At 59.5% G+C, this 13,421-nt stretch carries 9 protein-coding genes; 6 read left to right on the top strand and 3 right to left on the bottom strand.

The window, feature by feature from the left end; all coding sequences use genetic code 11:
• Window positions 1-354 precede the first annotated feature (354 nt).
• Window positions 355-1,083 (top strand): NYN domain-containing protein, encoded by a 729-nt coding sequence (locus OXE05_06230; GenBank protein ID MCY4436916.1) that lies wholly within the window; start codon window positions 355-357, stop codon window positions 1,081-1,083.
• Between the two features lie 244 nt (window positions 1,084-1,327).
• Here the strand turns inward: OXE05_06230 and OXE05_06225 are convergent, their stop codons facing one another.
• The 3 genes from OXE05_06225 to OXE05_06215 all read right to left on the bottom strand — a co-directional run bounded on the left by OXE05_06225 (window position 1,328) and on the right by OXE05_06215 (window position 5,807).
• On the bottom strand, window positions 1,328-2,740 hold the full coding sequence (locus OXE05_06225; GenBank protein ID MCY4436915.1) for an arylsulfatase: 1,413 nt from the start codon (window positions 2,738-2,740) through the stop codon (window positions 1,328-1,330).
• A gap of 531 nt (window positions 2,741-3,271) precedes the next feature.
• Window positions 3,272-4,573: a M20/M25/M40 family metallo-hydrolase gene (locus tag OXE05_06220; protein MCY4436914.1), complete on the bottom strand. Its 1,302-nt coding sequence runs from the start codon at window positions 4,571-4,573 to the stop codon at window positions 3,272-3,274.
• 304 nt (window positions 4,574-4,877) lie between these two features.
• Window positions 4,878-5,807: a dihydrodipicolinate synthase family protein gene (locus OXE05_06215; GenBank protein ID MCY4436913.1), complete on the bottom strand. Its 930-nt coding sequence runs from the start codon at window positions 5,805-5,807 to the stop codon at window positions 4,878-4,880.
• A gap of 51 nt (window positions 5,808-5,858) precedes the next feature.
• On the opposite strand from OXE05_06215, the gene OXE05_06210 reads away from it, so the two are divergent.
• From OXE05_06210 to OXE05_06190, 5 genes are all read left to right on the top strand, one after another.
• Complete coding sequence (locus OXE05_06210) at window positions 5,859-7,034, top strand: alanine racemase (protein ID MCY4436912.1); 1,176 nt, start codon at window positions 5,859-5,861, stop codon at window positions 7,032-7,034.
• A gap of 395 nt (window positions 7,035-7,429) precedes the next feature.
• On the top strand, window positions 7,430-8,455 hold the full coding sequence (locus tag OXE05_06205; GenBank protein MCY4436911.1) for a hypothetical protein: 1,026 nt from the start codon (window positions 7,430-7,432) through the stop codon (window positions 8,453-8,455).
• A 218-nt stretch (window positions 8,456-8,673) separates the two neighbouring features.
• Window positions 8,674-10,155 carry a sulfatase-like hydrolase/transferase gene (locus OXE05_06200; GenBank protein MCY4436910.1) on the top strand — a complete coding sequence of 494 codons (1,482 nt, stop codon included), beginning with the start codon at window positions 8,674-8,676 and terminating at the stop codon, window positions 10,153-10,155.
• A 221-nt stretch (window positions 10,156-10,376) separates the two neighbouring features.
• The gene (locus OXE05_06195) at window positions 10,377-11,333 is read left to right on the top strand and encodes an SDR family oxidoreductase (GenBank protein ID MCY4436909.1); all 957 of its coding nucleotides are present in this window, start codon (window positions 10,377-10,379) and stop codon (window positions 11,331-11,333) included.
• A gap of 538 nt (window positions 11,334-11,871) precedes the next feature.
• Window positions 11,872-13,074: an ABC transporter substrate-binding protein gene (locus OXE05_06190; protein ID MCY4436908.1), complete on the top strand. Its 1,203-nt coding sequence runs from the start codon at window positions 11,872-11,874 to the stop codon at window positions 13,072-13,074.
• Window positions 13,075-13,421 lie beyond the last annotated feature (347 nt).

The raw sequence follows: 13,421 nt of genomic DNA, 5'->3' as shown, positions 1-13,421 counted from the left end.
ATCCGCTGTACGACTGGTAGTTCATACATTGGGTGCTTCCATTGGAAGCGCCCAATGTGGACTCTAGGGCACATCTCAAAGACAATGACTGTCTAATTCAGGATGTGCGAAAGTGCCACACGTTACGAATGACGTGGTGTCTATAGTTTCACGCACATTGGCATGGCAGCAGCCGGCGTGACGTGCTTGCCAGCACACAGGTGGGCCGCCAAGGGGGTTGACAGGCACCTCTGTGTCTGGTAGCCTACAATGTACATTCGCCCCTTGGCAGTACGCCCGGCTCCCGGATAATTCGGTAATCGCGAGCAGGGCCGATCCCCTGGGGCTATTTCTTTTGTCTATGTTGAAAGGTAAATGGTGTCCGGCTTAGTCAGGACGGCAGTTCTTATTGACGGCGGGTTCTTCCTAAAGCGCCTGCCTCAGGTTCGCCGTGACATCGACACGTCAAATCCCGATGCAGTAGTGAAGGCGGTTGAGCAGTTGGTGCAGAGCCATCTGGAAAAGCTAAGCAGTGTTTATGGCTCCCAAAATCCCCGCCGGCTACTCTATCGAATCTTCTACTACGATGCCTTGCCCTATGGTGCCAAGGCACATAAACCAAAAAGCAATCAAGCCATAGACTATGCCAAATCGGATGTGGCGGTGTTTCGCCGGGAGCTTTTCGAGGCGCTGCGCAGCCGGCCAAATGTTGCCCTCAGATTGGGGCAAGTGAGAAAGCCGAGCGAGGGGTTGTGGGTGTTGAAGCAGGATTCTCAGAAACGCCTCCTAAGCGGCGATTTGGCAGCATCGGACCTCGAAGACTCTGATTTTACCGATCAACTCCGGCAAAAGGGCGTTGATATGCGAATTGGCCTGGATATCGCTACAATCACGCTCAAGAAGCAGGCCAACATCATTGTCCTCGTTTCCGGTGATAGCGATTTTGTGCCGGCGGCAAAACTCGCCCGGCGAGAAGGCGTTATCTTCATCCTAGACCCTCTTTGGCAGCAAGTAGCGCCCGACCTTTCAGAGCACATTGATAAGTTGACGAGCGGCTTCTCTAGGCCCCAGCATGGCTCTCAATCAGTTGATAGCGTGGAGTAGGGCCCGTGCCACGAAAGTCAATGGCGAAAACTGTTGAGGCTCTGTCGCACACTGAGGAGAGCCGCAATAATCTGCCGAGCACCAGCCGCTGATGCAGGATTGAAGAGAATCCCGTTCTCGTCGCCTATGAGTGCCGTGACCGCAACCTTGACCCGAAGCATGTGTGGCACGGCAATGATGGGCAGGACTTGGCGGATCTCGTCGTGAGCGCGGCTCACTTTAAGGATAGACCAGTCCTGACCCGTCATTCGTCGGGTTGGAATGCGTTCGGGCGGCGGCCGGGGATGAGGGACTTGCCGTCGGTATAGCCCTCGGTGCGGCTCAACAGCTCTTGCATCATGCGCTGGCGCCAGAGCACCAGGCGCTCTTCACAGTTTGGATCGGTGGCAAGATTGCGGCACTCTTGCGGATCGTCAACCAAATTGAATAGTTGCTCCTCGCCCGTCACCGTGTACCAGATGTACTTCTCCTTGCCGTCGGTGAGGTATTGCATGGCGTCTTCCGGACGGTAGGTGCCCAGGTGTTCGCCGTGGAGGTAGTCGCGCCATGTGGAATCTTCACCGCGCATCAGGGGCAGCAGGCTGGCGCCGTCAACGGTTTCGGGGACTTCTGCCCCTGCCGCGTCGAGCAACGTCGGCATAACGTCTTGCAGCCCTACTACATTTGCTCTAGCCGCGCCGCTTTCACCCACGAGCCAGCTTGGTGCATTGACGAAGAAGGGGATGCGGGCGGAGCCTTCGTAGGCAAACGTCTTGCGGAAGAGATTGTGGTCGCCGAGCATCTCACCGTGGTCGGACGTGTAGAGTATCAACGTGTCCTGCAAGAGACCGAGCTTGCGCACGTGCTGCAGTAGGCGGGCAACCTGGTCGTCAAGGAAGTTGATCAAACCATAGTACGCCGCGCGGCAGCGATGCATGGCCTCTGGATCCCACGAGCCGCGGGGCGAATTGGGATCGAGCCCCGGCACCGGACCGTCGTACTGGTCCGCCCAATCGCCAACGACGGGCTCAGGCGTGGGTAGAGACAGGTAACGATCGTAGTAGAACTGCGGCGGCGTGAGCGGCGGATGGGGCGCAAAATACGACACATAGAGAAAGAAAGGCGCCGAGGGATCGCGCCGGTCCAGGAAGCGCATGGCCTGGTCGGTGCACCAGGTGGTGTGCTCCATCTCTTCCGGCAGATGGGAAGGACGAGCGACCCAGGAGTTCATGTCTTGCCCGTGGGCGACGCCCGGCGACACGGACTGAATGCCGTTTTCCTGCAGCCAGTTCGTGTAGTCGTTCTCGCCCCACGGCGAATCGGCCCAGAGCACGTGGTCGAAGCCATAGCGCTTGCGGGGCGGATGCATGTGCAGCTTGCCGACGAGCTGGGTCTGGTAGCCGGCTTTGCCCAACTCACCCGGCAGTGTGTGATCGATTTCCCACGGCACGCCGTCCCAATACGTCACCATGCCATGGGTCACCGGCTTCTGGCCGGAGAGAATGGTGCGGCGCGCGGCAATGCAGGACGGCCCTTCCACGTAGGCGTGTTGGAAGTTGGTGCCGGAGGCGGCGAGGTAGTCGAGATTGGGCGCGCTGACCACCGGATGCCCGTTGATGCCGAGGCAGTCGCCGCGATGCTGATCTGACGTAATGAGAAGAATGTGGGGTTGCTGCATATCCAGACCTCTCTTCGGGGATGTGTGAGAAGACCCCGGCCAGTCGCCGTTCATGGTTCGACAAGCTCACCACGAACGGGGGATACAATATCCCCAATTATCATGAACGGAAGATAGATTGTCTCTTCATGAACGGAGGATTAAGTGTCCCCTATAAACATGAACAGGGGACAGAGTATCCCTTCATGAACGGAGGGTAGAGGATCCCTTATTTATTCGTTCGGAGGATAGAATTTCCCTTCTTGAACGGAAGGTAGAGTAGCCTTCATTAACATGAACGGGGGACAGAGTATCCCTTCATGAACGGAGAGTAGAGTATCCCCTATTGATACGAACGGAGGGTAGAATTTCCCTTCTTGAACGGAGGATAGAGTATCCTTTTTCTTGCGTACGAAAGATATAGTATTCCAACTTGGAAAGTCCGAGTTTTCGTTTAAGGAAGTCCCCGTATCCGTTCGTCCTGAGCTTGTCGAAGGATGAACGGACGCTCAGTTTGAGACACCGCCTGGTAGCCTTGCCTGATATTTGCTCCTAGCCGCTCCAGGAAAGCATCGTACGCGCGAAGATGCGGGTCAGGTCGATAAGGTCTTGCACGTAGATGTACTCGTTGGGTGCGTGGGCGTTGTCGCCGCCGACGCCGACGGTAACGACCGGCGTCGGGCTGTGCAGGTTGAAGACGTAGCCGTCGGAGGCAAACGGCGCGCCTTGGACAAGATACTCCCGATCAGCCGATAGGTAGGCGTCTTCCAGGTGCGCGAAGATGGGGTGGTCGGTGCTGGTCTCGCTGCCCGGTAAGAAGCGCAATTCCAATTCGTACTCCGGATACTCGCCGTCGAAACCCTCGATGCCGTCCAAGTAGCTGTTCACGAACGTCTTTATCTCATGCATATGCTCTTCCGCGGTGGTGCCGGGATAGACCTCACACCACATGTTGGCGTAGCACGAGGGCGGCGCGGCGCCTTGGTCTTCGGCAAATGTGTCACCACCGCCGCCGATTTGCGAGACGTAGAGTGGCAGGCCCGGTTCGTGGGCGTAGAGCGGCGGCGTGGGAATATCGCGATTGCGCTTGAGGTTATATTGCCGCAGCGCCTCGATGACCCAGGCGATTTTGTACGACGAACTCACGCGCTCCACGCCGCCGAGCGCCATGCCGGCTTCGCCTGCGACCGTGATCTTCCACTGCCCGCCGCCGCGGGTGGCAGCCGCGATATGCATGTTCGTCGGCTCGCAATTGATGGCGATGTCGGCGTTGTAGCCCTTGAGCCGACACGCCAGGGTGCCATGGGAGCCGCCAAATTCCTCGTCCGAGACGCTTTCGACAATGACGTCGCCCTTGAGCGGCAGTCCGAGGTCGCGCAAACAGCGAACAGCAAAGAGGGCGGTGGCGATGCCGGCCTTCGTATCATAAGTGCCGCGTCCGTACATTTTGCCGTCAATAATGTCTGCGCTGAATGGTGCCGCTTCCGTCCAAAGGGCGGGATCGTCGGCACCGACCGTGTCAATATGGCTAGACATAAGAATTGACTTGCCGCCGCCGGAGCCGCGAAAAACGCCGACGACGCAGGGGCGGTTTTCCAAGTTGCGCGGCATGTCACCCCAGACCGGATGGTAGACGGGATGCTCGGTGAGACCGGGCACGTCAATGGGGTCAAAGACGTCTACTTCCGCTCCGGCATCTTCGAATGCCTGTGCCACGAATTCCTGGGCTGCGGCCTCGTGCCCCTCGGGCGGAAGGGATTCCGAGGGTATCTGCACAAGCTGCTGCAAGAATTGAACGAGTTCGTCTTGGTGGGCGTGTACCCAATCATCGATTTGTTGCGCCGGATCGGCCATGAGCGGTCTCCTTATTGGGCCCGAATCTTTCAATACCGTTCACTTTGCCACATGCGGGCGAGATGTGCGAAGAATGGGCACATCACATTCAATTGTCTGAATTCAAACAGCTAGGCAGGTGCGAAGCGACCGTTCATGCTTCGACGGGCTCAGCACGAACGGTTGCAACCTGTCAGCCGTTCCGGCGGATCTGAACGTACTTCCGACCGGCCCAGTGCTTTCGTGCGGACTGTTTCACTTGACCCGTGTACAACGTGGGCATCTCCGGGGTGCCTTTGTTCTCCAATTCATCGTGCGTAGTCCGCTACACTTGAATTCTTAGCCGCGCTTCGGGAATGAACGCAAGCGCCTCATCCACCTCCTGCCAGCGTGTGGCATCCAAGGGTGTCAACGGCAGGCGCATCTCGGCTGAGCCGATTACGCCCAGGCGGTTGAGCGCCGCCTTGCTGGTCTGCACGTAATCGGTATCACGCAGGCACTCGTTGACAAAGGGCAGGATCTCCCGCGACCAGACCGTGAACGCGTCTTCGCGGCGGCCTTCTTGATGGAGGCGATACATGCGGGCAAACGTCTCCGGCAGGATCATGGGATAGGCCAGCATGGCGCCGTCGGCCCCACGGCAGAGCATGCGCCAGGCGATGAAGTCGTCGCCGGTGTAAACGAGCATGTCGCTGCGTGACTTCAGCGCGCTCACCTTCTGCACGTTGGGGTCGGTAACTTTCACGCCGACGATGGTGGCATTCGCGGCCGCCAACTCGATGATTTCGTCGGTGCCAAGATAGTAGTTGGTGGGGTACGGGTTGTCATAAATGACGACTGGCAGGTCGCTCATGCCCGCGACGGCGGCAAAGAATTGCTGCGGCATAGGCGTCGAAGTAGCAAAGTATGACGGCTGGGGTGTGAGCAGCGCGTCCACACCGTGGTCCACACAGGCAGCCACCAGGCGCTCAATCTCAGGGAGTGCTGTGCCCGACGTGCCAAAGAACCACGTGCGCCTGGAGCCGGTTGTGTCGCGAAACGAAGCGACGGTCCCAATGACGTCGATGCGTTCTTTCAGTGTCAAACTCGCCCCTTCACCCACACTGCCGCAGGTAAGGTAACCGTCAACGTAGGGGTCAATGTACGCCAACAGACTCCGTAAGCTGTCATGGTCGACCGCGCCGTCACGCATAGGCGTGGCAATAGTGGGAATGTTGCCCGCGAGGTCAGCGTATTGTGAGGCAGGAGCAGTCAACTGTTGCCCTTCTGTAACGGCTGCGGCTAGAACGGAGAGATGAGTGCTTCTATGGTATCGTATGCATACTACGTGTCAACGAAGTCGGAAGGTGAGGCGAACATGACGAGTGCGGCACAAGCAACGAGCGCAATGGCTGCTCCGACCCGGGGCAAACCCCTGACGATCGATGACCTCGATACACCGGCCATGGTCGTGGACATGGACAAGCTGCAGGCGAACATCAATGAACTGCAGGCGTACTGCGACGCCCACGGCCTGAATAACCGCCCCCACATCAAGACCCACAAAGTCACCTACATCGCCAAGATGCAGCTCGACGCCGGCGCCACCGGCATTGCGTGCCAGAAGCTGGGCGAGGTCGAGGTGATGGTGGAGGCTGGCATCACCGGCGACATCATGCTTTGCTACAACGTGATGGGCGCGCAGAAGCTCGAGCGCCTGCGGGCGGTATCGCAGCTTACGGACATTACTCTCACCGTCGATTCGGAATACACTGCCCGCGGCATTTCCGCCTACGCCGATCCCAATCATCCCATAAACCTCGTTGTCGAGCTTGCCATGCCCAATTTCGAGCGCACGGGCGTGCCGACTCAAGAGGACGCGCTGGCGCTCGCGAAAGTCATCGATAAGCTGCCCGGTGTGCACTTTCGCGGACTGATGGTGTATCCGTCCACGAAGCCCGAGCAGCAAAATAAGACAGTCGCGGCGCGCGAGCACTTCGAGCGCAATGGCATGCCGGTTAAGATCGTGAGCGGCGGCGGGTCGGTGGACTTCCACGACCTGCATCGCATCCCTCACGCAACCGAGGTGCGCGTCGGGACGTTCAACTACGGCGACCGCAACACTGTTGGCAACGGCGTGATGACCTACGAACAGTGCGCTCAGCGCTTTATCTGCACGGTGGTAAGCAAGCCGACGCCGGAGCGCGTCATTCTCGACGGCGGCACCAAGACCTTTACGAGCGACATGCCGCAGGTGGGCGATCCGCGCAGCACGTTCTGCCACATCATCGAGTACCCGGAGGCCCGCATGTTCGCGCAATCTGAGGAACACGGCCATGTGGACGTAAGCCTCTGCGCACGCACGCCGGAGATCGGCGAACGCGTGTCCGTGATCCCTAATCACGCCTGCGGCGCAACGAACAACTTTGATGAAGTCGTAATGCACCGCAACGGCGAGGTGGTTGCCATCTGGCCGATCTGGGCGCGGGGCAAGATTCGCTAGCTGAATCCGTCACTCCGGCGGAAGCCGGAGTCCAGGGTACGCGGATAAGATGGATTCCCGCGAAAGCGAGAGTGACCGCTGCCCTGCTCAGGCCGCTCAAGGGAATAAGAATTGAACCCCCGCGTTCGTGCTGAGCACTTCGGCAAGCCCAGTACAGGCTTGTTGAAGCGTGAAAGGAGAGAGGAGTGGCGAAGTCGGTCAATCGCCTCCCGCCGTTCACTCTTCGACCCTTCGACAAGCTCAGGACAGGCAGGCTCTGAGCCTGCCCCGTACCGGGTACGGGGGCGAACGGTATGATAGCCTGTTTTCATGATAGTGACGGATTGACAGCCAACTACACGTACATTCCCCGCGCAACGAGAACTATATTTGGCACAGAAGGAAAGTAGCGGCACATGGTCGTAGATAAGAACGTCGCCTATCCCGGTGGGTGGTATCCGCACCACAACGATCAAGACCTGGAAGAGATCAAGGCCGCAGGCTGCACCTCGATCAATATGACCTTGAACGAGAGCGACTGGTACGTCTTCCGGGCGGCCCGCGAACGCATCGTGGAGAAAGCACGGGAGTTGGGTCTCAAGGTCTATCTGAACTGGCACGGCTTTGGCGCGTTTGCTTCCTACATCCAGTCGACGCGCTATCTCCTGGAAAACCCGTCGGCCGCGCAGTATTTCTCAAATGGCGTCCGGTCCGCCGAGGCCATGGCGTGTCCGAACAACCCGGAATTTGCCGCATGGATGGAGGAGCGTGCGCGGGAGATCATCGCGCACTTTGCGCCGGACGGTGTCTTCTGGGACGAGCCGCACTTTTCCAGCGATAGCAACTTTCCTAACGTGTGGGCGTGCCGTTGTTCCTCCTGCCAGGAAGGCTTTTCGCGGCGCTTCCGGCGGGCGATGCCAATTCAACTCGACGCCGATGTGCGCCAGTTTCGGCAAGACTCCCTGCTGGTCTTCCTGACCAGACTCATTCGTGCCAGCAAGGAGGTTGGCGGCGGTGAGAACGTGCTTTGTCTCATGCCCTTGGACGAAAGTGGAAACCACCCGTCCTCCTGTCCCGGCTGGTACGGTGTTGACGATTGGGAGCCCTTTGTCGCGGTGCCCGAAGTGGACGTCTTTTCCACCGACCCGTACTGGATCCACCGCCACGGCGGCGACTGGGAGTACTTTACTCAGAACACCCAGAAGGCCATTGACTTGTCTCACAAATACGACAAGCCCTGCCAGATCTGGGTGCAATCAATCTGGATTCCGCCGAACAGAGAGCCCGACGTGAAGCGCAGCCTGCTGGCGGCGGCGGAGATGGGGGCGGACATGCTCGCCGTATGGTCGTTCCTCGGCGAGCCGGGCGGCACGCTCTACGACTGGGGCGGCGATCCGGCTCTGGCATGGCAGAACGTGGTCGAGGCGTATCAGCAAGTGTAGGGGTATGTTTACATGGTGATGTCTGGACAAGAAACGTTCACCCTTCGACAGGCTCAGGGCGAACGTTTCTTGTGCAGAAGCGGCGATTCGCAATTGAAACCGTTCAGGCTTCGACAGGCCTGTGCTGATCTTGTCGCAGCACTCAGCACGAACGGTTCTCATTGGCGTCGAAGAGACCACTTAGAAAGACAGTAGGCAGGCCCTAAGGAGAAGTCGCCGTGCCGGCAACGCAACCAAACATCCTCCTCATCACCACCGACCAGCAGCGCTATGATGCTTCCGGCGGTGCGGGTCCGTCCTTTCTCCGCACGCCGCACTTCGACCGCTTGCGCCACGAAGGAATTACGTTCACCAGCGGCTATTCGGATGATCCGGTCTGCGTGCCCTCGCGCATGGGCATCATGACCGGCAAGCAGGTGTTTACCCATGGCATGAGCGGCAACGGCATCACCTCGAAGATACTGGGTCGAGAAGGCACGCTGCCGTGGTATCTGCGCGAACTGGGCTATCAGACGATCGCCATCGGCAAAATGCACTTTGGGCCGGAGCGGGCGCGGCACGGTTTCGATGAGATGATCCTGCCCGACGACTACTACCGCGAGATGCGCCATTCGGGCAATGACTTCCAGCCCATGCGGCACGGCCTCGGCCAGAATGAGCTTTACCCGGGTATGGCCACGGTGCCGGAAGCGCTCACCTTGACCTCGTGGATTGCCGAGCAATGTATGAATTACATACACTTTCGCCGCGATCCGTCGGTGCCATTCTTTCTCTGGTGTTCTTTTACAAAGCCGCATCCGCCGTTTGATCCACCCGAACCCTACTACTCGATGTATCGCCAAGAGGCTGTTCCCGATCCGGTCATCGGTGACTGGCGGGAAACAGAGGAGTGCCCGCCGGCTTTTGCCAAGCAGCAGAAGCGCCGCACGTACGACCTTCTATCGCCGGAGGTTATTCGTGAGGCGCGCTCAGCGTACTACGGTTTGATTACGCAGATTGACTACAACATGGCGCGCGTCTACAGCGCCTTGGAAGACCTGGCGCTCTATCACGAGTCACTCATCGTCTATACTTCCGATCACGGCGAGTTTCTGGGCGACCACCGCGCGGGCGCCAAGAGCCACTTTCACGAGCCGTCGGCGCACGTGCCCTTTGCTATGCGCCTGCCAAGTAGCTGGGACAACCGTTGCCACGGTACGCAGGTGTCGTCGCCGGTCACCCATGCCGACATACTGCCCACGCTGCTAAAAGCGGCGGGAGGCGAACCACCGGCTGACACCGACGGCCAAGATCTCGTCGCCGTGGCGCGGGGCGAGCATGAATCGCCGCGAAAGTACCTGGAAGGCATGAACGGCCCGGGGCCCACCGGCAAGGACTTGCACCTGGGCTGTGTCTATCTGGCGCTTACGGACGGCCGTTGGAAGTATATGTACTATCCCGAGGGTCCCGCCGAGCTGCTCTTTGACTTGGAGGCGGATCCGCAAGAAGCGCGGAACCTTGCCTACGAGCGTAGCGCCGCCGCCAAGAAAGAAGAGCTGCGGGATGAGCTTGTACGCCGGCAACGGGCCCGCGGCGGGAAGTATCTGGATGACGACGACCTGCCGGTGCGGGATGCAGTGCACGTGCCCGATGCCGACATGCGCAACCAGAACCAACCCGGCGCGCATACTGAGTACTGGCAGATTGACGTAAGGCATTAGGCGCCACGTTTCTCCGGCCAAAGCCGGAGTCCAGTGAATCCGAGGAGTGGGATTCCGGCCCCATATCAAGCACGGGGCAGGCTCTTCGCCGTAATGACGGACTATGCGATCCTCATTCTATGAGACAGAAAACAGCATTCGAATCCCAGTAGCCGCCAATTCAACACGCCGGATTGTTTCCGTCGCCAATTGAATGTGCACGATAGTTTGAAAGTTCACTAATGTTAACGAGAGTACGGGCCGCAGCTTCCAACCTAGGCGTGGGCCTCAGAGCCATTGGCCGCACGCGCCGAACTGAGCTTGCACCCATCGAAGTCGATATGCGGGGCAAAGTCTGTGCGGTCACCGGCGCAAACTCCGGCATTGGCAAGGAGACTGCCCTCGCTTTGGCGCGCATGGGGGCAACGGTGGTGCTGGTGTGCCGGAACGAGGGACGCGGGACTGCCGCGCAGGAAGACATAAAGGCGCAAACGGGTAACGATGTCGTTTCGCTGATTGTGGCCGATTTCAGTTCGCAACAGCAGGTGCGCGAGGCGGCCGCGGCCATTCAGGAGAAGTGTGACCGGCTCGGCGTGGCGGGCAACAACGCGGGTGTAACACCTTGGGAGCGGCGTGAGACAGCCGAGAACGGCCTGGAGCTCGTCTTCGCGGTCAATCACCTCGCGCCGTTCTTGCTCACCAACCTTCTGCTCGACCGCCTCAAGGCCACCGCGCCGGCGCGGGTTGTAACTGTCAGTTCCGGGGCGCACCGGCGGGTCTCGCTCAACTTCGACGATCTGCAGAACGAGCAGCGCTACGTGCCTTTTGACGTGTACAGCCAATCGAAGCTCGCAAACGTCTACTTCACGTACGAATTGGCGCGGCGTTTGGAGGGAACCGGCGTGACCGCCAACTGCCTCCATCCGGGTGTAGTTTCGACCGCTCTCTTCCGCCACTTGCCGCCGTTGCTCGGTTTTGCGGTCAAGCTGGCGCGTCCCTTGCTGCTCACTCCCGCCCAGGGAGCGGACACGGCAATCTATTTGGCTGCTTCTCCTGATGTTGCCGATGTAAGCGGACGCTATTTCGAACGACGCGAAGCGGTGGAGTCGTCGCCGATTTCGCACGACGTGGAGTCAGCGCGGCGGCTGTGGGAGGTGAGCGAGGCGTTGACGGTACATACTGATGGCGGAAAGGCATAAGCTGTCCAGGTATGCTTGAAGCTTGAGATTGCAGCACGCATAAGAGCAGCAGACAGTCCATCGGTGAACCGCTTGGCAGCGAGGCAGTAATTGACCCGGGCAGTCTGCCGATGCAGGTGTTCGTCCTTGACGGCCAAGAGGCGGGAGACAAGCCCTAATGTTGTCGCATTAAAGCATGATGGCGAAAGACACCGCGCCTCACATTCCCGGTAGCGCAGGCCCTTCGACAGAGCCTGTGCTGAGCCTGCCGCAGTGCTCAGGACACGCCCTTCGACAGGCTCAGGACACGTTTGCAACCCCGTATCGAGTACGGGGCAGGCTCTGCGTTCTTGTAAGGTCAATCCTTTGCGTGCCTGTTTCTCTTTGCTCTGGCGGGGGAGAAGCCCCCGCGCTACGATTCAAGAGAAAGTGGAGATCAGTGTCGATCGCTGCCGTAATCAACAGAGAGGAAGGCTGGTGTTACTCCTGAGGCGATTTGTGCATGTAGTACGCGGCGCTCTGCTTGCTGTTGCTTCTTGGGGCCGCAGCGTGCGGCAGGGTGGAACTTCGTACCCAGACACCATCCGCGGCAGACGCGGAGGCTGTTACTCCTTTGAAGATCGGATTGCTGATGAGCCTCGGGGAAGGAGTGTCCGACCGGGACTTGGTACGGCGACGGTCTTTCGAATTAGCCATCAAGCACATAAACGCCGCCGGTGGGGTGTTTGGCCGCCCGGTGGAGGTGGCGATTGCGGATTCCACCCTCGATCCGGAAGTCGCGGTTAAGGAGGCGCGGTGCTTGGTGGAGGTTGAGGGCGTCCACGCGATAGTCGGCCCCGGCACCAGCGCGAACACGCTCCCGGTGGCGGAGAGCGTTGCCGGACCGGTGGGCATTCCGTTCATCAGCCCCTCTGCCACCTCTCCTCTCGTGACGTCGGTGGTGGACAACGATTTTCTCTTCCGCGTGGCTCTTTCCGATACGGCCCAAGGCCCCGTGCTGGCACGCGTCACGCGGGAACGCGGCTTCACCAACGTTGGTGTCATCTACCGCGATGACGCCTGGGGGCAGGGGTTGGCGGCTGCTTTTGCCGCCGCCTGGGAGGGGGAGGCCACGGTAGTTGCGGTTGACCCTAACCAGGCTTCTTTTCTCCCCGCGCTGCGTCGGACCGCCAGGGCGGGCGCGCAGGCGCTCGTCGTCATCACCTTTGGGGATGAGGGCATAATCATCGTCCGGGAGGCAATCGCGCATGGCCTCTACGACCAGTTCACTTTCGGCGACTCCCTGAAGAGCCCCAGAGTGGTGGAGGAGATCGGCGGCGAACACCTCGGCGGCATGTACGGCACGGCAGGCACGTCCGACCCCGCGAGCGTCTCCAAGGCGGCGTGGGAGGAGGCATACGCCGCCGAGTATGGGGCGGCGACAGAATATGGTTACGTTAAGGAGACGTACGACGCCACCATTGCCCTGGCGTTCGCGGCTCAGGCTGCCGGCAGCGTGGATGGCGCCGCCATTCGCGACCGGTTGCGCGCCATCGGCAGCGGGCCGGGTGTGGTTGTGACTGCCGGAGTGGAGAGTATTGCCGCCGGGCTGCAGGTGTTGGCGGAAGGCGGGGACATCGACTATGATGGCGCGGCAACGACGCTGGACTGGGACGAAAACGGGGATTTGCAGCGGGGTCACATTGGCATCTGGCGCTTTACGGCAGACGAGGGAATTGAGGAAGTAGAAGTAGTGCCTTTTGAAGCGCCTGCGCAGAAGTAATGCACTCCTCCGCAGCGTGCTTCTTGGCAGTCAAGTCGACAGATTCCAGTCGGCGTGGGTATGCAAGAGTGCCAAGCAAGACGATGGCAGGCTTCAGCGGGATGAGTAGGATTGGACTCACATCGTGCAGATGTGTGAAGCGTCGTACGCACTCGCGCCCAACGCGGTTCCCAATCTGTCATTCTGAGGAGCCCTTCGGCAGGCTCAGGATAAACTCCGCGACGAAGAATCTAAAGTGCGGGAGATTCTAGGAACTCTCTGAGCAAGTCTTGGGCATAGTATCATAGCAAGAAAGGGGTGCGTGGAAGGGAGATAGGTCATGGAGCAGCCGACGTTTGCCGACTTGG

Source organism: Chloroflexota bacterium, assembly GCA_026710945.1.
Lineage (GTDB): Bacteria > Chloroflexota > UBA11872 > VXOZ01 > VXOZ01 > VXOZ01.
This window is presented reverse-complemented; position numbering and strand designations above follow the sequence as displayed.

Bases quoted from the DNA above. Each gene is read 5' to 3' on its own strand.
- OXE05_06230 (MCY4436916.1), top strand. From the start codon at position 355: ATGGTGTCCGGCTTAGTCAGGACGGCAGTTCTTATTGACGGCGGGTTC.
- OXE05_06225 (MCY4436915.1), bottom strand. From the start codon at position 2,740: ATGCAGCAACCCCACATTCTTCTCATTACGTCAGATCAGCATCGCGGC.
- OXE05_06220 (MCY4436914.1), bottom strand. From the start codon at position 4,573: ATGGCCGATCCGGCGCAACAAATCGATGATTGGGTACACGCCCACCAA.
- OXE05_06210 (MCY4436912.1), top strand. From the start codon at position 5,859: ATGGTATCGTATGCATACTACGTGTCAACGAAGTCGGAAGGTGAGGCG.
- OXE05_06205 (MCY4436911.1), top strand. From the start codon at position 7,430: ATGGTCGTAGATAAGAACGTCGCCTATCCCGGTGGGTGGTATCCGCAC.
- OXE05_06195 (MCY4436909.1), top strand. From the start codon at position 10,377: ATGTTAACGAGAGTACGGGCCGCAGCTTCCAACCTAGGCGTGGGCCTC.